Genomic DNA, 25,442 nt, shown 5'->3' on the forward strand with positions numbered 1-25,442 from the left:
TTTCGCGTCTCACACTCCCAAACGATCAGAACTTTCCATCCTTCACGTCTGAGCGCCCGAAGATTTCTCCGATCACGTTCGACATTCGACAGTCGTTTTGTTCGCCAGAACTGGGCATTAGTTGCGGGCACGACGCTTCCATACCTGCAGTTGTGCATGTGAAAGAAGCAACCATGCACATCGATGATTTTTCGATGTCGCACGAGAACAATGTCTGGCTTGCCAGGAAGGGTAGGTTTGTGAAGGCGGTACCTGTAGCCTAAACCGTGAACAATCGAACGGACTATTTTTTCAGGCTTGGTGTCGCGACTCCTGATTCGCGACATGTTGAAACTGCGCTTTGCTGGATCATGAACGTCCATTTATCTGCGATCCACTTGGCAGAGCTCATCGACAAAACCCGCGCAGTCGATATCTGGCTGCCCTTGTCGTGCGTAATACGATGAAAACCTCGCAACAACGTCCTTGATAAAAGACGGAGAGATCTGAAGGGCGGGAGCCGCAAATTCCTCCCCAAACCGGTCATGCGCTACCGAGTAAAGTTTTCTGAAATTCACGAAACCTCCGTCAAAAAAGGAGGTGCGCGGCAGCCAGTGATAGTTATCTGAGTAATTATTCGCAAGCAGCTTCTCAACTCTATTCTGACGGGTCTTGTTGTTCGCTCCCTCAAGTATGGGGGTAAGGACTGTTTGAAAGCTCTCAACTTCTACTAAGAGTACTTGGTCACTCTTAGGCTGTCCGGTTTCCCTTACCACGAGGTCGCATGCTGGACTGAGTACAACGAACCTCTTGTCGTCACCGCGCTTAACAATGTTTCCGGTTCGAAGCCCCGGCGAAAAAGGAGGATAGATGTAGACTTCCTCAGGAAATGAATGTTCAACCTCCTCGTCGAGCAATTGCAGTAAGTGACTGAGGGTGTATCGCAACAGCGCCTTCTCAGTTCGCGGTGAATCAACACGGCCGTAGTCGACCCAAGTTTGTCGCTGCGGCAACAGGTTTTTCGTAAATACATCGTTGAGGCTTTTTTCAATCACGCCTCTTCCGCCCATGATTCTTGTCAGGCCGGAACAATGAATGTCCCAAAACATGTCGAACAACGCAGAGTATTCAATTTCGCCCTTCTTGAAGACGCCAAAATAGGAGAGTTGAGGATCTGCGTTCTCGGGCGTACCGGTAAAGACAGCGATCGGAATCCGAAAATGTAAATCGGTTATCTTTTGAGCAACCTTATTTCCATCCGCATTCTCCTTGAGTCGGAGATCAATTATCGCTCCATCGAAAGAGCTATTTAGGATCTGCAATGCCTCTTCAAGTGTCTTGCAGACGGTTGAGCGAATATCGCGATTGTTTTGTCGCGTATATGTCTCGATCGAATCTTGGAAGGTGGCCAAGTCTTGGTCGTTGTCTTCAACCAAGAGTAATTGAAAAGGCTCCATACGTGATCATTCGCCTTTCGGTTGCAAGCGGAAGTAAGCACCATTCGTCGACTCAAGGACCTCCAGTTCGAGTCCGTTTCGTGAAGCAGCCTCTCCCGCAATTGCCAGTCCAAGCCCGGTTCCGTCCGGTTTGGTCGAAAACTCTGGCTCGAAGATGACTTCTGTCTCGATAAGATGGGGTTCGATGCCGGGTCCAGTATCTCGATAGTCGACATACTGTAGCCTCCCCTCCTCAGCGTATACCGTCACCGTAATCGCGCGTGGCCCCGAGGCCTTTTCCTTCATCCAAAAGAGGCTGTTATCGGCTAAGTTCGTGAAAATAGCGTAAATGTCTTGCCGCCAACATTCGAAACGGAAGTCTTCGGGTCCGACAACGTCAACAGTGATTTTGTGTTCCTGAAAATCCGAATGGAAAACGGCAAACACCTCCTCAATTGTTCGCTTGAGTGGCAATTCTTGCTTAGCTGAACGTCTTCCAGCAGCCAGAGGATCAAGCCGTCCGAATAATCTGACCAAAATTTCGGCGTTATGACCTATTCCATCAGCGATCGAAAGTAAGCGTTGAAGGCTCACGGAATCGTTATACTCAACATACTGGTCATACCAGAACCTTAGATTTGGGATCTGGTTCTTGAAGTAGTTTAGAGGACGTCTCCCTTCGTGAAGAACAACATTAACGATTTTCCCAAGGGTCGCCTGGCCTTGGTAAATTGCGACGGCCCGACGTATATCTTCCGCAATCTTATTTTTCTGTTCTTCATCTTTACTAATAATACTAATGATTTCATCGGTAATCCGGTCATCTATACCGCCTTTAGATAGTTTGGCACGTACGTCACTTTTCAACTCCTCGAAACCGAAGAGCCTTTCTAATTCCCGTTCAATTTTTACGACTGGTCGACTTAATCCTTCGTTCCTTCGGTACTCAAAGCGTCGTACTTCTAACTCACCAATTACTTTTTTTGTTATCGCTTTCAACTTTTGGAAAGCGGCGTCTTCCCGGAGGCCATCTCGAGCACTCTTCTCGACAAGTCCCGACTGCTCTTCGGATTGAATCAACACGTAACCGATAGCTTGATTACTCCCGATCCGGAGTGACGGGTTTTGCACTCGTTGTTCATTGAGCTTTAGCCAGTCGAAATCAGCGTCACCCAATGGCCTAATCCTAAAACCATTTCTGTAAACTCCGACGCCGTTGTAGTCATTTAGAAGCTTTCTTGCTTGGTTCTTTCCAACATAGGTCCCAGTTTCATCTTTCAGACCGCGATGAATGAGCAGTTCAATTGCTTGCGGTTCTCGATCATAAACCCGAATGTCAAAGACCAATTCGCCGCATTCCGAGGGTGATCCCAAATCGAAAGAAATATCCTCGTGAACTGTGTTACGAACTTTTTGGTTTGAATATTGCAAACTTCCAGTCCCACCAGCGGTCACTCGGCCCGCAATTCGGTAATCAAATAGCTCGAATACTGGATATGGTTCGATCACTTCGGTGAAGATGTCTGTTTCGAAGAAACCAATGATCGATAACTGAATCTTAAACCTATCAATGTCATCGTTTTCTGTGAGTCGAACACTTACTGGTGAAATCAGTTTCTTTAACTCGAAGCGCAACTTATCGAATTCTGATTTATCCCAAGCGGCTACGAACTCCTGACCGCCGCTAATTGTCAGGCGTGTGCCGGGAGAGTCTTCTGAGGTTTTTGTTTCTACGAGCACATCAACGTCATCCAGATACTGAGCGTCAGCAAAACGATCCCACTGAATATAGACCGTCGTCTTTGCCCGGTCTGCAGTCACCGTTTCAAGTAGTAGATCGGCGCCAAGAATCGACGCCGCGTAGCGGCCAACACCCTTCCGCCCTTGCATGATCCTCCCTCCCGGACTCTTCTGGCGCAGAAGCTTGTCGTCTGTAGAGGGAACCATCCATTTATTGATAACCGTGTCACGCGACATACCATGCCCGTGGTCTTCAATACAGATTGATGTTACTTGGTGATCTGTTGATGTCTTGAATTCAAGGTTCACGTCGGGCGAATCAGCGTCGTAGGAGTTCTTAACCAGTTCTACGATGGCAGCATAGCGGTCTTGAATAAGGTCGCGTCCAATCGTCAAAATATGACGGCCCGCGGGACGAACTTTATGAACGTCGGTTTCTAACATGAGTTCTCTCTTCCTCTACTTTTGAGAGTTTCGCCTTTGTTTTGCTAATACAAGATCGATAAACGTCTGAACATTCATGATCTCCCTGCGTTGAGCTCGCGTGTATGTGAGTAGAAGTCTATCCGGGATTACGAGAGTTAGACACCGTCTACGCATCGCATCGGTCTGGTTCGTAGAAATTGCGGGCTCGAGTGTGCACAGGTGCTTGTCTGGAATGCGATCGGCCTCATCTAAAACCTGTCGCCATCGATCCTTGCTTGTTGACTTTACCCCTAGCATTATGAGCAGACCGGCTTCGAATGCGGTGTTGTGGTATTCCCTTTCACCGGGGAAAATAAAGTCGGCTTTTGTTTTTCCCTCCGTTCGCGATTGTGCTTTAAATCTCAACCGATGCCGCGTGAACAGTTCTTCGAGATGATTCTGCAAAGCGAATCCCATTCGTGACTTGCGACGGTTCTGTACTGACAGGGAATACGCGACGAATTCGTCAACGCTATCGAAGCCTTTTTCCAAACGTTCGCCAACAATCACGTTTTCGAGAGCCCGAAACAGCTGTTCCTCTCGATCGAGCCAGCGGATGAGCGCTTCGTCTGGACTAAACGGATCAACTTCGACTTGCGTTCGAGCAAAGGTTGACATCTCCTTTGTTATTGGGAATATGCGCCCGTAGCGGTCAAGCATTAACTGCTGATCGTTTGGCTCGGCGGGCACCGAAACCTCTAAGCCTAACTCATCAATGATCTGTCGTTGAAGCAGAGCGACCGTCTGCTGATGGAGTTGTTCCTCGGGAACGGCGTCAAAAGAGAGAGATGCTCTTTCGATTCCGAAAAGCACGCGGGCTGCACGAAGCCACCCCGAATTCTTTTGAAATACAAGGCCGAACAAATCCCCGGACGAGGCTCTCACCAGTAAAAACCAATCGCCGACGTTCGCACGCTCCAGAAACTTCCCCTCGTAATAGAAGCGCCATTCACTCCGACCGGTTCTTGATGCGCTCTTCTCTCGAGCGTCGTAGAACGTAAAGTTCCCGCTCTCGCTTACGGGAGCTTCGTCATCGGAAAAGTAATGCCAAGTAAGAGTCCCACGCGTGGATTCGCGAATGCCGAAGAACTCGCGGAGGTCATTGTCGCCGTTTAGTTCATGCTGGTTCGAGCCTCGATCCGGCAGGTCGACTGTGACCAGTTGTTTGTGCGCGACTCTACTGAAAATGGATGAGAGATTCACGACGCGGACATTGTCCTTAACCGGAGACGATTGGACAAGGGTAAATGTCGGCGGGACAAAACTAAGATCGATTTCCCACGTTCTTGGCAAAGCTTAGAGGCAGAATCATTGAGAGCGCGCGGGCTTGGGACGGGGGTTGAAAGGGCGTAAGTTCGAATTCAGGATCGGCTGAAGGCTCAAGGCGCAGTGTGGTGACGACTCGCTTCGCGATCTTTTGTACAACGGGTACCACAACGGAGTTTCCGAACTGCCTGTAAGCTTGAGTATCGGAAACCGGTATTCTGAAATTTTTGGGGAATCCCATCAGCCGTGCGCACTCGCGTGGCGTTAGTCTTCTAGGGTTCCTGTCGGGCCCTTGGGAAATTAGAATCTCAGAACCATCTTTGTGATAGCGAGCACTAAGAGTTCGAGCTACGTCATCAGCGGTGAATACGCTGAACCCAAACCCGTTGCCGGCAGCCTTATGTTTTCTTGCATACTCCTGCAAGTAGTTCCAAAGGTGATCGCTAAGTGTGTACTTGCGGTCAACGTGCGACGCGAGAACGGTGCTCAACTTGGGGCCATTCTCTGGAAAGATTGGAAATGTGAAGGACCTGGGTTCGCGAAAACCGACCAAATAAATCCGTTCACGATGTTGTGGCACGACAGACTGAGCATCGATGATTGCCGCGTGTACGTCATAGCCCAATTCTTTGGTTAACGTGTTGTAAATAACGTCGTAGGTTTTCCCTTGGTCATGTCGGTATAGATGCTTGACGTTCTCCAGTACAAAGGCCGCGGGACGGTGATGATCGATTATCTTCGCGATATAGGAAAACAGGTTCCCCTGCTTTTCATCTTCAAAACCGTGTTTTCTACCTAAACTGTTCTTCTTTGAAACGCCCGCGAGACTGAAAGGCTGGCAAGGGAAACCTGCACAAAGTATGTCGAACGGCTTTATGCCGGCAATATCGACTTCCCTGATATCGCTAAAGGGTTTTTCGCCGAAGTTTGCTTCGTAAGTTCTTTGCGAAAACTTATCCCAGTCGCAGGAGAAAACGCACTTGCCACCGGCACGCTGGAATGCGATTCGAAAACCACCGATGCCGCAGAATAGATCGATGAAACGAAACTTCTTTTTAGGCGAGTTCTTCAAATGTGTAAGTGCTGGATAAATATTTTAGAGGCTTCTTTCATTGAAGCGACTACTTTAGCAGAGCAGTCAAGTGATGAGAATCGTCGTCGCGCTCAAGTTCGGCATAAAACACAACATGAGTTCCCTCGTGCGTTTTCTTACCTTCTATGAATGCTCCCGCACTACTTCACGAGATGACTTGTCGTGGCGAATGCCGAGCAGTCTTGGGTGGCGGAGTTTGTTGTATTTAGTCCACTGAATGAAGCCGACTTGGACGACGATTTTTGGACGGACCCAGTGAGCGCGGAGGCGCGGTAGGCCGACGGCTTTGGTGAACGGGGGTTTCGGAATCTCAAGCTTGTCGAGTTGGGCGCGGAGATTGAGGAGCAGTTCAGTGTTAAAGCCGGTGCCGATCTTGCCCGCAAAGACAAAGTCGGCTGGCGCATCCGCGGACGCAGACCCACCCGCTACCGCAGGTGGTACTGACTTGGGTGTTAGGTTGTCGCTGGATCCGGTCGCTAAGCTCCGCACCCTCACCCGACCTAAAGCTGCGCTCCCTCTCCCCGGCCCTCTCCCAAGGGGAGAGGGAGTGGAACCAGAGGGATTGGAGATCGAGGCCGATCCGCCCACTGACGCAGGCGGTTCTGACTTCGAGGCGTATTCGTAATAACCTACCAACAGAGCGCCGAGGCCGACGCGTTTTCCTTGTGGATCGGTGAAGCCGCCGACGACAAATTCCTGGGACAGCTCGACCTTCATCTTTAACCAGTTGGGCGAGCGGCGTGACTCGTAAATCGAACCGCGGCGTTTGGCGATCACACCCTCCCAACCTTCACGCTGCGCACGTTCCCAAGGCTGTTCATCGTTGTCAGCTGAATCCTTCAAAGCAGTGACTCGATGGAGTGGCGGCTTAAGCGGCAGCTTCTTCAACAGCGTCTGGCGTTCTTCGAGCGGTAGCTTCATCGTGTCTCGGCCGTCGAGCCAAAGGATGTCGAACACGTGATAAGCAGCACGCGAGGACGCGATTTTCTCGCCCTCTCCGCACGCGGAGAGGGGGTTGGGGGGCGACGAGCCATGTGCGTCAACCCCACCCCTTCCCCCTCCCCGCTCGCGGGGAGGGGAATACGTTACTGCGTGCCAATCGATCTCGCCGTCGAGGATTAAATCGCGATGCGGAAGTTGGGCGATTGCGCGCGCCAGGGCGGGAATGTTTTGGGGCAGACGATTGCGTGAGAACAACTCGACCTTCGCACCACGCTTGTAGGCGAGCAGGCGGATGCCATCGAACTTTCGTTCAAAGATCCATTCCGGTCCGGTGAAGCGCTCCTGGGTGAGCGTGGCAGCCATCGGTTGGATCCATTCGGGAAATTTTGGCATTAAGGGATTTTACAGTGAGCGGAATCTCAGTTTCGAGTTCAGAGTTTCAAGTTTCGAGTTAAGAAACAGAAGCAGAAATAGGAAGCCAGTGAACATCGGGGGTAAACCGCCCTTCCTAACCTTGAGGCATTTCAGGTTGCGGTTTTCTGTCGCCGGCTAAAGCCGGCTTTGAAATTCATCCTAATCTGCGATCCCAGCGCTGAAGCGCTGGGCTACTTTCAAACGTCCGCTTCGCGGACGCAATCCAAAGCGCCGTCTAGAGCACCCCACGCGAGATGCTCGCGCGGGGACCCCGCGAGCCGGCGCACTCCACATTTGCTGACGCAAACCCTCACCCCGGCCCTCTCCCAGCGGGAGAGGGAGAAGAATACAAAGCGCCGTCGAGCCGGCGCACTCCAAAAGCAGTGCAGGATGCGCGCGATCCGCTAAGCTTCGCACCCTCACCCCGCCTCTCCCAGGGGGAGAGGGAGAAGAAGAATTCAAAGCGCCGTTGAGCCGGCGCTCCAAATGCAGGCGAGGACGCCTGCGTACCCAGGCGGCGCCAAGACCGATCAGAGAGACGCTGCGCATCTGAAGCCGACAAACTCGCGAGCGCCGTCGGGTGGGTGAGAGTCGCGGTAAGTGACTCGCAGATTCAAGGGAGCGCCGCCGAAGCTGCCGCCGCGTATCACTCGGCGCGTGGTTACGTCTTCGGGATCCTGCTCCAAACCAAGGCTGCGTTGGCCACCTGTCAAAAGCGCCTGACCGCCGAGCGGATTCATCTGCGGTCCGCCGGAATAAGGACGCCACTCATCAGCGAGGAATTCCCAGACATTGCCGGCCATGTCGAACAGGCCGTAACCGTTAGCCGGATAGCTCCCGACGGCGGTGGTAGTCTTAAAGCCGCTGCCGCCGTAGTTCGCGCGCGTTTTGTCTGCGGGTTCGTCGCCCCACGGAAAGCTCTTGTTCGGCAAACCGCCACGCGCGGCGTATTCCCATTCGGCTTCAGTCGGCAGGCGCTTGTCCTGCGACCGGCAGTACGCCACGGCCGCGTACCAACTGACATTCACTACCGGATGATTCGATTTGCCTTTGGGAAAGTTGGTGTCAACCCAGTCTTTCAGGTAGTTACCGTTGTGAAATTGTCTGGGTATGCGCGCGGCGGTCCATTCAGGATGTCTGCGCACGAACCTCTGAAAATCCAGGTTCGTCACTTCATGTTTGTCGAGATAGAACGAACTGATCGTGACCTGATGCCGCGGCGTTTCCGCCTGAATAAGATCGGGATGCTTTGTTATGTTGAAGGCGGCGGCAATTTCCTGAACCTTTGACGCATCGGTGCCCATTTCGAAAGTCGCGCCGGCAATACGCACCATGGATTTGCGATTGGGTGTTTGAGGATGAGCGACAGCGAAGGCAGTAAAAGGAGTAGGACCGATTTTTTCATGTTCGTGATTGTAGGTGCGGTCAGCAGTGGGGATAAAGCCGAGCAGGCAGAACTCGGTTTCGAGTTATTAAATAGAAGGTGAGAGCCAACCACAAAGCGGTCTGTCGCCGGCTAAATCCGGCTCTGAAATTTGTTGGGGGACGCTGATCCCGGCGCTGAAGCGCTGGGCTACTGTCAAAAGTCCGCTTCGCGGACGCAATCCAAAGCGCCGTCGAGCCGGCGCACTCCAAATGCGCGCAGGATGCGCGCGACCCGCTAAGCTTCGCACCCTCACCTCACCTCTCCCAGAGGGAGAGGAACTAATCAGGGATGCAGGCGCTCCCGCAAGTCGCGCACTCCAAATTACTTTCGTTCTTCACCAGGACGGTAAGCGGATTCGAGGTTGGCGCGGATTTCACTCAACGTGAACCAAGCCGGTTTGAACTCGCCGCGCGCGTATAACTCGGCTTGATCGAAGTAGTGTGGACTCTTCGGATTACCGCTGGCGCCGAAAGTGTGAACCGACAACGCTCGTACGCGCGGGCCAAACTCGACGACGCTCACATAGCTTGCGCCCGCGACTCCGTAGAAACGTTTCTGTGGGTTTATCGGAATAGACTGGAAAGTAAACACGCCACCATCGGAACCGCTGATGCCGGGCACGGGAAGGCTGGGGCGCGCATCGCTGAAGGGTTCGTTCTTGCTTTCGTCATAGCGTTGCAGGCGATTGAGGTCGCCCCATTTCACTCTCCAGGTGCCAAAGTCCTTTTCCAGCGTGTCGAGAGCTTCGCTTAGTGCGGCGACACGAACTTGAGCGGTCACCGGCGTCTGCGTTGCCCGGTTAACCCGATCTCGCCAACGATTGAAGATCGTCATCGCGATTGAATCGATGGTGGCGCGGTGGTCCCAGGTGTTGAGGATGGCGTAGGCTTCACGCAAGCGCGCGTCGCCCGAGCCCTCCCTCACGGTCGGGCTACTGCCCCGAGCTTGATCGAGGTGCTGCTTTAACTCCGCCAGCCATCCGGGCAACAACTCATCCGCCATGATCACATGAGTATCGACGGCGGCGCGTGTCCACTCTTCGAAAGTCCACGATGGCTTGGTCGAAAGAAGGCGACGCGAGATGCGGCCGCGCGGATTGTCGCCTTCCTGAACCATGTACTTAGGAAAATCCTCGGCTCTCGGATTACTGCCATCGCTGGTTAACAGAAAAGGAGTCGTGTTGCAGTTTTGCATCCAGCCGGTGCGCGGGTTCGTCAACTGCGGCAGCTCGTCCATGGTGTGAAGCCCTAGCCACTCAGTCGCCGGATCGCTGCCATCGACAGGCTTGCTCCAATCAAAGCGCGGATCCCGACGTGGCACTGCACCGTTATAGAGATAGAAGATGTTACCGGCGCTGTCGGCGTACATCACGTTTCCAAACAGCATCTTTTGCGGACGCAGCGCGCGTTTGAACTGGGCCAGCGTTCGCGCGCGAGTCATGTCGTACCACTCACGCAGCCAACCATCACTCTCAAAATGGGCCATGCGGATCGCCAAAAGCTTTCCGTCGCGCTTGCCGAGCACCGGGCCGTGATGGGTTTTGATCATCTTGAAGGAACGCTCTTCAAAGCCCGCATCGGTCTTCACGCGAATCTTCTCAACTCGCTCAGTCGCCAAACGATGTCCATTGCCATAGCGATAGGCCAGAGGCCGCGCCGGATCATCGAAGGTTTCGACATAAACGTCGGTCAGATCCGCGGCGTTGTCCGTGCTGACCCAGCCGACATCCTCATTATGTCCGACATACGGAAAAGGAAATCCCAGGCGCGTGTAGCCGGTGAAGTTCCAGCCCTCGTCACTGTGCACGTGACCTTCGTAAACCTGACCCGAGCCGAAGAATGGCAGATGCGGATTAATGAACAGCATCGCGTGACCCGTCTTGCTGCGGGAAGGGGCGATGACCCACCCGTTGGAACCGACGTTGTCAGCCGTTACCGTCTCGATTTGCGCGGTCTGCAAATCACCCGCCAGACCCGGGTCGCGTGAGAAGCCGTTCTGATAATAGTTGTAGCGGATGTAAGCGAGGGTGTACCACGGCTCGATCCGGTTCAGGAGTCGAGGTGGCGTTTCGGGATGTTTGGCGATGTAGTAATTGAAGCCGGCGGCAAAAGCATCGCACAGCGCGCGCATCTTCGGATCTAGCCGTGAGTATTCCGCACGCGCGAGCCGCGGGATTTCCAACGCCCGGTTCAATCGGGAATGCGCGAGCCGTCGTTCACCGTTAACTTCCGCTGCGCGGCCGGTCGCGTAAATAAAGTTCTCTTCCACGCGAAAAAAATTGTCTTCGGCCTGAGCATAGGCGAATCCGAAGACTGTGCTCGCGTCAGTGCGGCCAAAGACATGAGGCACACCGTATCGGTCACGATAGATTGTCACGCTTCGCGCCAGCGCGTCGGGATCGGGCGCCGCCGGGCGTTGGGCCACAACGCACGTCGCCGAGAGCAGAAGGCTAATTAACAATACGGCCGGTTTCATGGCCGTTAATCGTAGTTCGTGAAGCGTGATTTTGAAAGCCGTTGTTCTTTCAACGAACGAGCTGCGAAGCAGCGCGGGTAGTTAAGCCCAAGGCGAGGCTCTGCGAGCCTTGGGTACCCGGTGCACACAAATCGTTTGGAGCGGCGGAGCCGCGACCGATAAATGCGCTGAGGGGTCAGGCTTTGAAGCTGCAATGCCGACCCTCCTGGGCCGTGCTCTAAAAAATCTCTACTCGCCCGCTAAAGCGGGCTCTAAGATTAATCTACACCTCGACCCCAGCGCTGAAGCGCTGAGCTACGGAAAAGCAGCGCAGGGGCACGAGAGCACCGCGAAGCTTCGCACCCTCACCACCGCCCTCACCCAGAGGGAGAGGGAGAAGAATCCAAGCGCCGTCGCCGTCCCGGACTAAACGGGACTCTGCCGGCGCACTCCAAATGCGGGCAGGATGCCCGCGCTTCCAGGGAACAACTTCCTTACGGATGTTGTCAGAAGGTCGAGTACTTATCCTTATTCTCCGGCCGGAGGTCTGATGAAACGTCTGACGTTACCTGCTTTGCTTACGCTGTGCGTCGCGGCCTCATTTAGTTTTGGAAACTCAAACGGAGCTGCCGTCGCAAAAGCGCGCGATCGAAGATTCGTAAATGGCTCAAGCGCGGAAACGATCCCCTTGGTCTTCAGCGATAAAGGGCACATGTTTTTGCGGGTGCGCGTCAACAACTCCGCGCCTTTGTTGTTCGGGCTGGACAGCGGGTTCGAACAGACAGCCATCACCTCCAAACAAGCAAAGAAGCTGAATCTCAAAACGTACGGCGACACGAAAGTAACTGGCGTCGGTGAAGGCGAAGACGACATTTCTTTCGCGCGGAATGTGCGATTTGATCTGCCCGGCGTGAATTTCCGTCTTGCCGAGATCGGTGTCCTCGCGCTCGATTTTCCGTCACCGATTCCCGATGAGCCGATTGCCGGCATGCTCGGTTATGACTTTTTTGAGCAATTCGTAGTCAGTATCAATTACGCCGGCAGTTCGTTCGACGTTCACAGTCCGCGGACCTATCGGTATCGCGGACGCGGCGAGATCCTGCCTCTCAGATTGATCGACAATTATCCGTCGATTCCCGCGACCGTGACATTGCCGGGTCTCCGGCCCTTGCAAACTCTATTGGGCATTGATAGTGGCGCCGCGACCGGAATTTTCTTTAATAGTCCATTCGTGAAGCGGCACAAGCTGCTTGAGTCCAAACAAGAGACGAAGGAAGCGGGGATGCTCGGGATTGGCGGCACCAGCAAGATTCGTATTGGGCGCGCTAAGAGTATTCGACTGGGCCGAACGGTAATTCCGAACCCCGAAGTTCATTTTTCGCTGGCGACCAAAGGCGATGGCGCCGATGCGCACGCGGCTGGTCAAATCAGCAATGAAGTTCTTCGGCATTTCAAGATTGTCATCTTCGACGCGAGCCGTCGCCGTCTAATACTAGAAGCGAAATAGCGTTATTTCGTCGTCGCGGTCCAACGGCAATCCAAAGCGCCGTCGCCGTCCCGACAAATCGGACTCTGCCGGGCATTCCAAATACGTTGACAGGATTATTCCGGCTCAGTATTGTTCGCGCGCCTTCAACAATCTCATTTCTTAACGACCAAGGAGATCCCTTCATGGCAGATGACCGGATGAAAGTTGGAATCAGGACCTACAGTGGAAACTATGTGACCGCGGTCAACGGCGGCGGCATAGGTGAAGACGCGAACGCTCTTCCGATCCACACTGATGCGGTGATACCTCAGGATTGGGAAAAGTTTGAGATATCCTTTGACGATGAGGGTTTCTGTAACATCCTTACCAGCGCGCCTTACTACCTGACGGCGGTAAACGGGGGCGGAATGGCCGCGCCCGCGGGTAGCCCGGTCGCGACTGATGCCACCGAAATTGGGCAGTTTGAAACATTCTCTTTGGAACCACAGAAAGAAGAGGGGCTCTACGCTTTCAAAACCTTCGATGGCCACTACCTAACCGCCGTTAACGGCGGCGGCTTGGCAACCGCAGGCGCGCCGCTGCACACTGACCAGCCCCAGCTATCCACCTCGGGATTGTTTATGCTCATTCCGGTGAAGGACGAGCCACCACAGACTCCCGAGCTCGCGACAATGGAATCAGAGTCTTGTGAGAAGTAACGCGCGTCGCGTGCGCTGCAGTGCTGAGTGAGCAGGATGCGGCGGCCCGCCTACAGGGATGCAGGGGCTTCCATATCCAAGCGCCGTCGCCGTCGCACTCCAAACTTGCGGGTAAGATGACCGCGTTTCCAGGGCCGGCGCACTCCAAATGCCAGCCTTTAATAAGAACCAGTCCCGAGGGAAGCAATGAGAAAAAGAATTTGGGCGTTGATTGTCTTCGTCTTTTTGGCAGGCGGGTCGCACGTGTGCGCACAGACCCAACAAACTGTTTCCGGCGAATGGGTCGGCAATACCGAAGCCAAGGAATCGGGCACACAATTCATTACGTTGAGCCTGAGCGGCAACACAGGGACGCTGGGGCTTCCACTCGGAAACTTCAGCACGCCGCTGACATCGATCAAGGTTGAAGGAAATCAAGTGATTTGCGAGTTCGGGCAGATCAAGGCAACGCTGAAGGGAACGATCGACGGTGACAAGATTACGGGCGAAGCATCGTCGCCGGGATCTACCGGCACTTTTCATGTGACGCGGGTGCAGAAACTTGCGCCTGAAGCGCTGGCGGCTTACCAGGGCGCTTATCGTTTTCCTGACGGTAAGTTTGTCCTAATCGATGTGATGTATGGCGTGCCAAGCCTCCTCACGATGACTGACTCAGCCACTGGAGAGGTCCGCGGAATTTTTCCGCGCACCGGCCGGCACTTCTTTGCAGGCCCGGCTTTGTTTATTACATCGCCGATGACAACGGTTCTGACATTCGAAAGGAACGGCGAACGCATTGTTGGGTTAAGCTCGCAAAGTGGCTCACGCGTACGTCGTGCAAAACGAATATTTCATCGTCACCAGTCGGTTCGTTTTCAAAACGGCGATGTGACGCTGGCCGGTACGCTCCTCTTGCCTGAGGCGAGCCGTTCAAAACATGCGGGCGTGGTCTTCACGCATGGTGGCGGAGCAGCGCGGCGCGAATTTGTCTGGGGCCTGGGCTATCAGTTGGCGGCGCGCGGCATGGCGGTGCTCATTTACGACAAGCGCGGCGTAGGTGAATCGAAAGGCAACTGGGGCGAAGCGAGCTTTGAAGATCTTGCCGATGACGCGGTTGCCGGGGCAAAGTTCCTCCAATCAAATTCTGAAATTGATCCTAAACGAATCGGTTTCTGGGGCCTGAGCCAGGGCGGTTGGATCGCGCCTTTGGCGGCTTCGCGATTTCCTGATGCAGCGTTTGCGGTAGCCATTTCAGGCGGCGCACTGACGCCGGCAGTCACGGAATTGTTCGACACCGAATATGAATTACAGAAGGCTGGATTCAGCGCTGAAGATGTGCAGAAGGCTTTAGCGTTTCAAAGTTTGAAGAACGAGATCATTCGTTCGTTTGAAAAGTGGGAGCAGTACCTGAGCATGCGTACCACCGTCAAAGACCTGCCGTGGTATCGCGTTCAGGGTATCGACATTCGTGGCCCGGACAAACAGGACCATCCACAATGGGCTCATATGCGACGCTCTTATTTCTACGATCCTGCGCCGGCATTGAAATCCCTGCGCGGCCCGCTGCTCGTGATTCATGGTGAGCTCGACACGCCCAAAGGTGTAGCGGCGAGTGTGGAAGCTATCAAGTCGATCCTGACGGCCGCCGGCAAGCGTGAGACGAGCATCACTGGTGATTCGGGCAAAAATGGTTTCGTCGTGAAGGTATATCCGCGCGGCGTGCACAATCTGATGGAAGCACCCGAGCCTGAGAAGAGTTCATGGATTCGGAGCAAGCGTTTTGTCCCTGGGCTGTTCGAAGAGATGGTGAATTGGATGGTCAGACAATCTCGTTCGCGAGCGCCAGGCAGAACAAGTCGTCGATCCTAATAAATCTACCTGCCATCCTTTAGTTGAACGCTAACTGCTGCTAAGTGGGACTAAACCTCGGTTTGTGCCGCTGTCGAACGTCTCAGTCACGATATGGGTCAGCCTTCCCTCGATTCAGCGTTTCAGAACGCATTTCGCCTGAACCTGTATCGTTGCAATCCTGTAACTAATCAATAGTCGTTTACCTTCAACTAAGCATTAAATTCGCTCTACCCTCGTAAACATCAACTCGCGAGGCGCTGGAAAACTCAAAAGCCACAATCGCGGTCTCACATAACGATTCGTTAACCATTAAGGAACGGTGATTGCGACGATTCTTCTGCTAACAAGACTCTTCCCGTCGCACAAAACACAGGGATCAACTGAACGTGTGAAGAAAGAGAAAATCTTCCGCGGAGAAACGCTGTCCCAATCAGGAGACGGCAAGTGAGTTATCCAGGAGGTAATGGTTTCATGAGAAATATCAAACTTTGGCCGCACGCGGCGGTGATTGGCCTCGCGGTCGCAGTGGCTGCCGGCGCGGGCGTCTGGCTCTATCAAAGAAATTCGAACAACGCAGAAGCGGCGGTGTTGCCGAATGCAGCCCGGCTGCAGCGTGTTGAGGGACAGGTCGCGATGGCCGATGCGAACGATACGGAATGGAGAACGGCTGGTCCGAACGAACCCATATCAGTCGGCGACCGTCTTTACACGCGCGATAACGCGTGGGCTGGCGTGGCATTTGACGGACGAAATCATGCGCGGCTGGATCCGAACACATCGCTCGATGTGGTGGCCCTGAGCGATGATCGCACGCAGTTAGCATTGCGTGATGGCGGGGCAATTTTCGATGTTGCTTACCTGCCGTCGGGCGAGTTGTTTGAAGTAGGAACGCCGTATGGCGCAGTTGATTTCAACGAGCCGGGTCTCTACTACGTCGATGTCAACGACGGGAACACGATGGTTTCGGTACTGAGCGGCCTCGCCCAGGTTGTCGGTCTCGCGGGTAGCGGCCAGATCAGCAAAGGCGAAATGCTGACGCTGCTCGGCACTACTGCGGCTGAAGTCGCACTGTCGCGACTGAACCGGGATGACGCCGGCTATTTGGTTGACGACTATTACGGCTATCAATACCCAAACACTTATGACGGGCGTTATGAAAACTATGACGCGTATCTCGCTGATCCCAACTACTACGATCCTTATCAAAACGATGTCAGCTATCGCTACGTGACGTATGACGCGCCGGGCATCAGCGATCTGAGTTACTACGGCGATTGGCGTGATGTGGACGGGTACGGGCAGGCGTGGAGTCCGCGCGTCGACGCGAGTTGGACACCTTATCAGGATGGTTACTGGGTCAGGGATTACCCACACGGACTGACGTGGGTTTCGAATGAGCCGTGGGGCTATACGCCGTACCACTACGGACGCTGGGCTTACGCCGGCGATCGCTGGTACTGGGTCCCTGAAGCAGCGAGCGCGACGCCGCAGTACTCGCCGGCGCTAGTCGCATTTGTTCCGGTCGGCAACAACGAGATTGGCTGGATCCCCTTGGGCCCGGGCGATGCTTATGTGCCGCGGTATTACGACGAGAACTGGCAGCCGCATTACCTTTCAGGCGGCGATCTCATCGCAGCGAATTTGGTAAATCTGGTTGCGCCGAATGCAATCACGGTCGTGCCGGTCGATCAGTTCGGACGGGCAATCGATCCGCGTTCCGTAAGGCACGTTAATGCAGCGAGTCTGGCGAACGTACAACCGACGCTTGAGCCGCTGCTGATGACGCCGCTCCGCAACGCCGTGATCAATTCAGCGTGGGGTCGCGGCAAGACCGATCTGCCGCCGGGCATCGCGAAGAAACTCAACGACAGAACCGTCGTAATCGCGCATGACCCAGTGAGACCTCGTTTCAAAAAGGACCTGGAGAAGTCTCTGCGTTTCGAACGCATTGCGGAAAAAACCAGGGACCAGAAGTTCAAGGTCCGGGATGAGCGGAACGCCGGAGCACCGCAGGTGGATCCCGGCCGTCAGCAACAGATAGATGCGCTGGCGCGTGAAGCAAAGAGTGGGAACAAGGAAGCGCGTCGCGAAGTGCGTCAGCTGGAACGGCAGCAGCGAAGCGATCAGCGGCAGCAAGTGCGCCAGGTGCAGCAGCAGCAACGCGCACAACCGAAGGTTGAGCAGCCCAGCTCGCCACGAGCCGAAGGAGCACGGATCGGAAATCCGGTGAAGGGTAAATCTGTGGGCCGTCCCGAATTTAAGGGTCCACCAGTCAGGATGAATCCCCAACCGCAGGTCAAACAGAACCAGCCGGGCCGCGGCGAAGCGAAGCAGCAGAACAAAGCGCCCGGCCAGCCGAAAGGTGGCGGCGGCGGAAAAGGTAAGGGCAAGCCCTAACCAACTTCACAGTGCAATTAGCCCAGGGTGGCTTTCCGCGACCCTGGGCGATTTTTTTGTGCGCTATCAGAGGTTGAAGTGCCCGCCCGCCTGCTTCGCACCCTCACCCAGCCTCTCCCAAGGGGAGAGGAGGAAAGGCGGTTCTGAAACTAAGCACAGGCGGCGATTCGCGTTTGCGCAGGCGCAATGCGTGGCGAAATTGCGGATTCGGTTTTGGGAATAATTTCGAAGACGGAATCGAGGTGCGTGACTTCGAGCACGCGGCTCGTGAATCTGTTGACGTTCATCAGCTTGAAGCGAATGCCTTCCACGGCAGTCTGCCGTTGCAGCTCGAGCATGACGCCGAGACCACGCGCATCAATTGCCGTGACGCGTGCTAGATCCAAAACGATCGAACTCACTTTTGACTGGGAGCAGACGGCGTCGCGCAGACTTCCGGTTTCTCCACTTATTAAACGGCCCTTTAGTGACAAGACCGCTACATCGCCTAAATTTCTTGAATAGACTTTCAACATGACTGACCCCTTGGTTTGAACTGCGGTGATTTAATGCGCCCTCAGGCGTGAAACCGCTGGCTAATTTCTATAACCCCGATACATCGGCGTTGTATCAAATACAATGGGTATCACGACGACGGCCTGCCAGGTGTTTCATTATTTTTAGAAATTGCGTCATACCACTCTGAAGACGCGGCAAGGCGGGACGGCGTTAACAAGCGGAAAATAAAGAATTCCAGCGAATAAGCGTTCAAACTAGGGCGAAACACGTGAGGGCACATGTTCGGACAACTTTTGTTGCGGTTGGAGTAACATACTGGAAATGGTCAGGCGAATTGAATTCTGGAGGGGCATTCTCATCGCAGCGTGTCTAATAATGCTCACGCCTGCGTTGGCCATTGCGTGCTCGTGCATGTTCTCACCGAACACATGCAGTATCGACTGGAAGAAGGGCGAGTTAGTGTTTCTTGGAAAGGTCACTACAAAGGAACCGATCCGGGACGCCGACGGCGCTCAAAGTTTCCCGACGCGTGTCGCGGTTCATTTTTCAGTGACTGAAACTCTTCGCGGTGCGATTAACTCCGACAAAGAGACTGTTATTTTCACGGGTGCCGGTGGCGGGGACTGTGGATATCCGTTCATCGTCGGGCAGACTTATCTGGTTTACGCTTCAACTTACCAGGACCAACTGACCACTAGTATCTGTACTCAAACCCGGCCTGTGGGGATGGCTGCTGCTTTGATTCGACAGCTTCGCGCGAAACGTAAAAGTTCCGATCAACCGACATTGTTTGGAATGATCGGTACCGCCGCGAAAGGCGTGGGGTACGAAGAACTTGTCGAATCAAAAGGATTAGCGCGTGTCCGCGTGCGTGCTATTGGAAGCGCAGGCCCGGATCACTCGACCACTTCTGATACGGAGGGTGTCTATGCGTTTGACTGGCTGCCCGCGGATACTTATCGCCTCGAAATTGATCTTCCGCAGGGGCTGAGCACCTGGCAGCACAACACGGGCAAGCCATTCGTCGTTCACGTTGGAAATACCGAAGAGTCGCGCGGCTGTTCGCTCGATGTTTTTGCGCGTCCCGACGGGCGCGTGTCGGGAACGATAGTCGACCTGGCCGGCAAGAATGTCGCGGGTTTCATCACGATCAAACCCTCCGATCCAATTGAAGCCGAGGCCGCAAGTCGGCGCGGCGGACTGCCGGGCTTTACCTCGCAGGACGGCAAGTTCACTCTCTGGCAAATACCGCCGGGCACGTATCGATTAGTCTTCTATCCGATAGTCAATGGTCAGGTTAATCTCCGCTCCGGTTTCGGTTCAAAGCCGATTGAAATCGCTTTTGGCGAGCAGATCGAGAATTATCGATTTACAGTTCCAATCAACCCTCCCCAATAAGCTTTGCCGTGATTTCAGGGTGCTGCTGCTGAGGGCGAGATCAAAAGGAGCCCGTTTTCCAAAATTTTTTTGAGGTTGAGGCTGGCCGTCGGTGCTCTCGATGCCGTTTCAAGGCAATTTCCTCAGCAAATACGGGAATTCAGCCGAGTGTAAAAACATGTTGCTCAATCGCCGACCGATTTGTTAGGATGCTTTTGGCCATACCGCGCAGCGAGTTGGCTGCCGGTTTCCTGATCGCCACCCCGCTTCGGAAGTGCCGATCGACCAGCTTCCCGCGCTGACCGACAACAGAGAAGTCGGACAAGCACCTTCTTTCCGGGACTGAATACAAAAACTTAATCGCTTGAGCCTTTACGCTGTCTCTCCGAAGCGTGTCCCCGTGCCCTTCTCACGCGACAGCAGAAGGCTCCAGCCAAAACTGACGAGAGTCATTCGTCTTGCCACCCTCCGTATCCGCCGGGATACCACCAGCACCGTGAAATCAATAAGTCAAAAGACCACGCCAGAAACGGCCGTTAATGTCGCCCCAGATTCTGCCCGCGCCCGCCGTGCCGCAGAACGTAGCGCCAGAGCCGGCCATTGGGTTGAAAGCCTCCGCAGTTCGGATGTGAATCGCCTGTGGGCTGAGCTGCATCGCATCGTCAGCAATCATCCGCTGGTGCGCGCATCCCGCAGCGCCGGATTGCTGATCGAAGAAGGTGCCACCAGTGCACACACCGATCTCACCCAGGAACTGTTTGTTCAACTGCTGACCAAATCTCGCTTTCAACATTATCTGGACACCAGCATGACGGACGCCGAGATCGAATGCGAGATCGGCCAGATCGAATTAACCAACTTGCTGACGGCTGAGCTGCGCAAGCGTCATCCCGAAAGCTACCGGTTGGCCCGACGCATTTCGACTTTGATTCAGTCGAGTGCGAACTTCCGCCGCTTTGACAGCAGTGGAACGGGCGAAGAAGCGCATCGCCGGCTCGCGGATCGCGTTTACGGCTTGAGCGAGTGGCCCAACGGTAAAGGCGGCCGCAACACGCACGAGATGGAACAACGCGTTCACATGATTCCGGTCCGCCAGCGTGATACACGCATGGTGGGCTGCACAGGCGACGCGCAAATCGTCATCAGCAATTCAGATCTCGAAGACCTGATCATTTCCGTGCTGGAAGCGATTGACTCGCCGGCTGACGTCAGAAGTCTGCGCAGTCTGGTGATGTCGCGACTGCCGGTGATGGACATTTATCTGGTTCCATTGGGCGGCGACGAAGGCGACGACGGCCCGCATTATGACCCGGCCGACCTGCGCGAGAACCCTGAAGAGAGCCTTTTAAGACATGAATCGCAACGTGAAGCGGCCGGCTCAGTGGACAAGTTTTTGACCGCCCTCCGCTCGAACGTGCGCGGAAAAATGAAGCAGTACAACCGCATGATTGGCGTGCTCTGGCACTGTTACTTGAGTGCCGATCACGCGACGCAATTGGAAGTGGCCGCCACATTAGGCGTTTCTGATTCTTTGGTCTCCGATTATCGGAGGCGCATCGAGCAGGAGCTGCGGGCGCTGTCATTCTCGGAGGTTGAAGAAGCGCGCATGTTTGAATTGGCCCTGCGTGAGCGTGTGCGCGTGATGGTGGTTGACGGCGAGGAAGCTGTAGCTTAACTGCGCCGAATTTGAGCACAACCAGGTTATCGAGAAGCGCAGGATACTGCGCTTCTTTAGTTTACAAGGACTGATTTCCAAATGCCGGGCGTACGAGCAAATGCGGGTTATTCGTCGATCACGCCTTCGCGTGCGCGCCGCGAAGCGTCTTCAGCGAGACCCACAGCCATAGAAAACAACCAGCCGGCTGAAGCGAGATCGGAACGTTCGACTCTGCGCGCGGTGAAATTTGGCGTACCGGCGCTTTCCAACGGTCACAAGTTTTCTTACGCAGCGCTGTTTGCCTTCACGCTCGTCCTCTATGTACGGCCCAGCGAACTCTATGACTCGCCGGTTACGGCATCGATGGCGTTAGTCGTCGGCATCGTCACCCTCGTCTTTTTTCTTCCCACCCAGCTGGCCCTCGAAGGCAATCTCAGCGCGCCGCTAACCGAAGTAAAGCTCATCGTGCTTTTCACGATGCTGGCAGTCGTGAACATCCCTTTGGCGATGAGTCCTCAGGATGCGTGGCTGACGTTCTCCGGCACGTTCATCCGGTGCGTCGTTATGTTTGTCGTGCTGGTCAATGTCGTAAAGACGGAAACGCGTCTGAAAGGGTTGTTGTTTCTGGCTATCGGCACGGCGTTTCTTTTGAGCCTGGGGGCCATCGATGAATATCGCCGCGGACTCGCGATGGTCGAAGGCTATCGGGTAAGCGGCAGAGGTGTCGGAATCTTTGGTAACACGAACGACATGGCCTTATTTGTGGTGACGATACTCCCGATTGCGCTGGCATTCTTCTTTGGTTCCCGGAGCAAGGCCGGAAAAATCGTTTTCGCATCGCTCTCAGCCGTGATGCTGGCGTCGATCGTGCTGTCTTATTCGCGAGGCGCGTTCCTGGGACTGATCGTCGTGTTGATTTTCTTTACGATAAGGCTGCGGCAGCGTAACCGCCTGGCAATAATCGCCGGCATCCTGGTGGTGAGCGTTGGCGTCTCGTTTCTGGTGCCCGGCAATTACGGCATTCGTTTACTCTCGATCTTCGTTCCCTCCCTCGATCCGGTGCAGTCGTCAGATCTTCGCCGCGCCGAACTGTTCAGATCCATCTATACCGCGTTGCGGCACCCATTCTTCGGCATTGGAATGGGCAACTACATGGATCAGGTGTCCCTGAGAGGCTACGTCACGCACAACGCCTACACCGAGGTGGCCGCGGAGATGGGATTGGGGGCGCTGGCCTGCTACACGATGTTCATCGTCGCTCCGCTTCGCAAGCTCGGCCAGATAGTTCGCGAAACTTTTGATCAGCGTGCCAACTCACGTCTTTACTACCTGACCCTCGGTCTTCAGGCGTCGCTGATTGCTTACATGGTGTCCAGCTTTTTCTTGTCGGTAGCTTATCTCTGGTACGTCTACTACCTGGTCGGTTATGCAGTTTGCCTGCGACGAATCTATGAAGCGCAAACCGGCAAGCCTGTCGTAGTGGAATCTCGAAAAATACGAAAGAAACGCGAGCGCGCGGCGGTGGTAACTAATTCAACCGCAGGAGTGATTGCATGAGTCTGGGACTGATTATCGAAGTAGCGTTCTGGTTTGGCGCGGCCGCGCTCATTTACACGTATGCCGCGTATCCGGTGCTGGTAACGTTGGTTAGCGTGCTGCGGCCTCGCCGGCTCAAGCGGGGCCCGTATCAACCCGCGGTAAGTGTAATCATCACGGCCTACAACGAAGAACGCGATATCGCCGGTAAGCTCGAAAACACACTGGCGCTCGATTATCCAAAGGAGCTTCTGGAAATTATTGTCGCGTCAGATTGCTCGTCCGATCGAACGGATGAGATTGTGCGTGGCTTCGAGTCGCGCGGGGTGAAGCTTTATCGGCAGCCGCAACGCCTGGGCAAAACGACGGCGCAGAACGCCGCGGTCGAGCGTGCTCGCGGAGAGATCCTCCTCTTCTCTGACGCGACTACGATGTACCAACCAGATGTGTTGCGCGCGATGATGCCGAACTTTGCCGATCCGAGCGTTGGCTGTGTCGCCGGACGGCTGGTTTACGTCGACCCGAGCGGATCTAGTGTGGGGCGGGGCGCAGTCACCTACTGGAATTACGAAACTTTCGTGAAAAAACACGAGAGCCGGGCGTGCTCTTTGATAGGCGCGTCTGGCTGCATGTATGCGGTGCGCCGTTCAGCGTACCTGCCGCTTTATCCCGAAGCTCACGGCGATTTTATTATCGCCACGAAGATGGTGCAGCAAGGTTTGCGCACGGTCTTTGAGCCCGGCGCCGTCTGCACTGAAGAGACCAACCGGCGTGTTAGCAACGAGCTGAGCATGCGTGTGCGCGTCATCACGCAAACATTCAACGATCTGTGGCGTCACCGCGCGATGCTGAATCCTTTTCGCAGCGGCTTTTTTGCCGTGCAGCTCTTCTCGCACAAAGTGATGCGCTATTTGGTGCCGTTCTTCCTCGTGTTGACGTTCGCCACCTCAGCGTCGCTGGTAACGACCTCGCTGTTTTACCGGCTCGCTTTCGCGATTCAAGTCATCGGCTATGGTTGCGCCGCGCTGTCGGCCGCACTTGAGCGCGTGGGCATTCGCAGTCGACTGCTCGCGCTGCCGCAGTATTTTGTGCTCGCGAACGTTGCTTCAGTCCTCGCTCTCTACAAGCTTGTGCGCGGCGAGCGATACGCGCGTTGGGAACCCATCCGTGAGTAGCCTTCTGATGTCCACTGAACCGGCAAAAATCGAATCCGTAGCGGTCGACGAGAATAGACACTTCCGCACGGATCACCTGAACGAGGATCTCGGGGCGCGCACGATTCGCGGCGGGGCGTTAACTCTGACTGTTCAGCTGTTGAAGTTTGCGCTCAGCACGGCCGTAACGATTGTCGTGGCCCGCTTGCTCATGCCACAGGACTATGGGTTTGTGGGAATGGTGATGGTCCTGGTCAACTTTCTCACAATGTTTCAGTACCTCGGTCTGCCGAACGCGACCGTGAAGTGGCGAGAACTGACGCATGTCCAGGTCAGCAATCTCTTTTGGGTGAATGTAGGACTCAGCTCGGCGATCGCATTAGTGGTTGTCGCCTGCTCACCTCTGCTCGCAAAGTTCTATAAGCAGCCCAACCTGATCGGCATCGCTGCCGGTTATGCGCTGGTCGTGTTTCTGACGGGCCTATCGATTCAACATCTCGCGCTTCTGCAACGGCAGATGCGGTTTGTCGCGCTGGCGGTGATCGACGTTGCCGCGCTCGCGATTGGCTTAGCCGTAACCATCATCGCTGCCTGGAAGGGCGCCGGCTACTGGGCTCTCGTGCTCAATCAACTCATGTTTGCTTCGGTAACGATGGTCGGATCATGGGTAGCCTGCAGTTGGCGGCCGCGGTTGCCGAGTCGCAATACCGGCGTACGGTCGATGATTAGCTATGGAGGAAATCTCACCGGCTACAACCTCACGACTTTCTTTGCCCAGAACCTGGACAATGCGTTAATCGGAAAGGTTTGGGGAGCACACCAGCTAGGTATTTACTCGAAGGCTTATCAGATGCTGCTCACGCCAATCGGCCAGGTGACTACGCCGCTTTGGACGGTTGCCGTTCCCACGCTGAGCCGCCTGGCTGATTTTCCGGAACGCTATCGCGCCGCCTATCTGAAAATCGTTGAGAAAATCGCGATGCTGACGATGCCCGCCGTGGTCTGCGGAATCGCGACTTCAGATTGGTTGATATTGCTGCTGCTGGGTCAACAATGGAACGACGCGTCGCGTGTCTTCATGTTCCTCGGCATTGCCGCGATTTTTCAACCGATTAGCCGCACCGGCCTTTGGCTTTTCATGACTCAGGGCCGATCGCGCGAGATGTTCAAATGGGGAGTCATCGGCTCGAGCATCTCGGTGGTCTCGATACTGGTTGGATTGCGGTGGGGCGCCACCGGAGTTGCTGCCTCCTATGCGATCACCGACCTGTGCCTCACAACGCCGTTGATGTTTTGGTATGTCGGGCGTAGGGGCCCGGTCAGTATGAGCGACGTTTATCGAACGGTCGCACCCAGCTTGCTCGCGGCCGCCGGTTCGCTCGTTGTCCTCGTGATAGCGCGGCCATGGATTGAAGTATTCGGATCTCTCATCGCCCGGCTGTTTCTTGCGTCACTGATTACTCTCGCGACGTCGGCCACCGTGCTGGTGGTCATGCCGGCAGGTAGGTTGGCAATTCAAAGCCTTAAAGAAACGCTGCTCCTGTTACTAAAAGGCAAGAGCAGTCTTCGCGCTCAGACAATCACCAAGTAA

Annotated in this window: 18 protein-coding genes; 9 read left to right on the top strand and 9 right to left on the bottom strand. The window is 54.8% G+C overall.

Annotation, left to right across the window (positions count from 1 at the left end; all coding sequences use genetic code 11):
- Positions 1-362: 362 nt before the first annotated feature.
- The 7 genes from VFX97_18125 to VFX97_18155 form a co-directional block, all read right to left on the bottom strand.
- Positions 363-1,436 carry a hypothetical protein gene (locus VFX97_18125; protein HEX5705122.1) on the bottom strand — a complete coding sequence of 358 codons (1,074 nt, stop codon included), beginning with the start codon at positions 1,434-1,436 and terminating at the stop codon, positions 363-365.
- Between the two features lie 6 nt (positions 1,437-1,442).
- A complete protein-coding gene (locus tag VFX97_18130) occupies positions 1,443-3,599 on the bottom strand; it encodes a sensor histidine kinase (GenBank protein ID HEX5705123.1) in 2,157 nt (718 codons plus the stop codon).
- 15 nt (positions 3,600-3,614) lie between these two features.
- Positions 3,615-4,823: a type II restriction endonuclease gene (locus VFX97_18135; GenBank protein ID HEX5705124.1), complete on the bottom strand. Its 1,209-nt coding sequence runs from the start codon at positions 4,821-4,823 to the stop codon at positions 3,615-3,617.
- 61 nt (positions 4,824-4,884) lie between these two features.
- Positions 4,885-5,958 carry a DNA (cytosine-5-)-methyltransferase gene (gene dcm, locus VFX97_18140; protein ID HEX5705125.1) on the bottom strand — a complete coding sequence of 358 codons (1,074 nt, stop codon included), beginning with the start codon at positions 5,956-5,958 and terminating at the stop codon, positions 4,885-4,887.
- 144 nt (positions 5,959-6,102) lie between these two features.
- Positions 6,103-7,314, bottom strand: a complete 1,212-nt coding sequence (locus VFX97_18145; GenBank protein ID HEX5705126.1) for a hypothetical protein — start codon at positions 7,312-7,314, stop codon at positions 6,103-6,105.
- A 551-nt stretch (positions 7,315-7,865) separates the two neighbouring features.
- Complete coding sequence (locus VFX97_18150; GenBank protein ID HEX5705127.1) at positions 7,866-8,669, bottom strand: formylglycine-generating enzyme family protein; 804 nt, start codon at positions 8,667-8,669, stop codon at positions 7,866-7,868.
- Between the two features lie 413 nt (positions 8,670-9,082).
- The gene (locus VFX97_18155) at positions 9,083-11,236 is read right to left on the bottom strand and encodes a penicillin acylase family protein (protein ID HEX5705128.1); all 2,154 of its coding nucleotides are present in this window, start codon (positions 11,234-11,236) and stop codon (positions 9,083-9,085) included.
- A 529-nt stretch (positions 11,237-11,765) separates the two neighbouring features.
- On the opposite strand from VFX97_18155, the gene VFX97_18160 reads away from it, so the two are divergent.
- The 4 genes from VFX97_18160 to VFX97_18175 all read left to right on the top strand — a co-directional run bounded on the left by VFX97_18160 (position 11,766) and on the right by VFX97_18175 (position 17,629).
- Entirely contained in the window at positions 11,766-12,722 is a 957-nt protein-coding gene (locus tag VFX97_18160) for an aspartyl protease family protein (protein HEX5705129.1), read from the top strand.
- A 164-nt stretch (positions 12,723-12,886) separates the two neighbouring features.
- Positions 12,887-13,402 carry a hypothetical protein gene (locus VFX97_18165; GenBank protein ID HEX5705130.1) on the top strand — a complete coding sequence of 172 codons (516 nt, stop codon included), beginning with the start codon at positions 12,887-12,889 and terminating at the stop codon, positions 13,400-13,402.
- Positions 13,403-13,588: 186 nt separating this feature from the next.
- Positions 13,589-15,250 (top strand): alpha/beta fold hydrolase, encoded by a 1,662-nt coding sequence (locus VFX97_18170; protein HEX5705131.1) that lies wholly within the window; start codon positions 13,589-13,591, stop codon positions 15,248-15,250.
- 453 nt (positions 15,251-15,703) lie between these two features.
- On the top strand, positions 15,704-17,629 hold the full coding sequence (locus tag VFX97_18175; protein HEX5705132.1) for a FecR family protein: 1,926 nt from the start codon (positions 15,704-15,706) through the stop codon (positions 17,627-17,629).
- A 149-nt stretch (positions 17,630-17,778) separates the two neighbouring features.
- Here the strand turns inward: VFX97_18175 and VFX97_18180 are convergent, their stop codons facing one another.
- Positions 17,779-18,144 (bottom strand): STAS domain-containing protein, encoded by a 366-nt coding sequence (locus tag VFX97_18180; GenBank protein HEX5705133.1) that lies wholly within the window; start codon positions 18,142-18,144, stop codon positions 17,779-17,781.
- 304 nt (positions 18,145-18,448) lie between these two features.
- On the opposite strand from VFX97_18180, the gene VFX97_18185 reads away from it, so the two are divergent.
- A complete protein-coding gene (locus VFX97_18185; protein ID HEX5705134.1) occupies positions 18,449-19,525 on the top strand; it encodes a hypothetical protein in 1,077 nt (358 codons plus the stop codon).
- A gap of 481 nt (positions 19,526-20,006) precedes the next feature.
- Here VFX97_18185 and VFX97_18190 read toward each other — a convergent pair whose 3' ends face one another.
- The gene (locus tag VFX97_18190) at positions 20,007-20,297 is read right to left on the bottom strand and encodes a hypothetical protein (GenBank protein HEX5705135.1); all 291 of its coding nucleotides are present in this window, start codon (positions 20,295-20,297) and stop codon (positions 20,007-20,009) included.
- A gap of 15 nt (positions 20,298-20,312) precedes the next feature.
- Here VFX97_18190 and VFX97_18195 point away from each other — a divergent pair, with 15 nt between their 5' ends.
- The 4 genes from VFX97_18195 to VFX97_18210 all read left to right on the top strand — a co-directional run bounded on the left by VFX97_18195 (position 20,313) and on the right by VFX97_18210 (position 25,442).
- Positions 20,313-21,179 (top strand): hypothetical protein, encoded by an 867-nt coding sequence (locus tag VFX97_18195; GenBank protein HEX5705136.1) that lies wholly within the window; start codon positions 20,313-20,315, stop codon positions 21,177-21,179.
- Positions 21,180-21,260: 81 nt separating this feature from the next.
- A complete protein-coding gene (locus tag VFX97_18200) occupies positions 21,261-22,718 on the top strand; it encodes an O-antigen ligase family protein (GenBank protein ID HEX5705137.1) in 1,458 nt (485 codons plus the stop codon).
- Positions 22,715-23,872: a glycosyltransferase family 2 protein gene (locus tag VFX97_18205; protein HEX5705138.1), complete on the top strand. Its 1,158-nt coding sequence runs from the start codon at positions 22,715-22,717 to the stop codon at positions 23,870-23,872. Before VFX97_18200 ends, VFX97_18205 begins: the two co-directional genes overlap by 4 nt.
- 7 nt (positions 23,873-23,879) lie before the next feature.
- Positions 23,880-25,442 carry a lipopolysaccharide biosynthesis protein gene (locus VFX97_18210; GenBank protein HEX5705139.1) on the top strand — a complete coding sequence of 521 codons (1,563 nt, stop codon included), beginning with the start codon at positions 23,880-23,882 and terminating at the stop codon, positions 25,440-25,442.

It is taken from the genome of Pyrinomonadaceae bacterium, assembly GCA_036277115.1.
Lineage (GTDB): Bacteria > Acidobacteriota > Blastocatellia > Pyrinomonadales > Pyrinomonadaceae > UBA11740.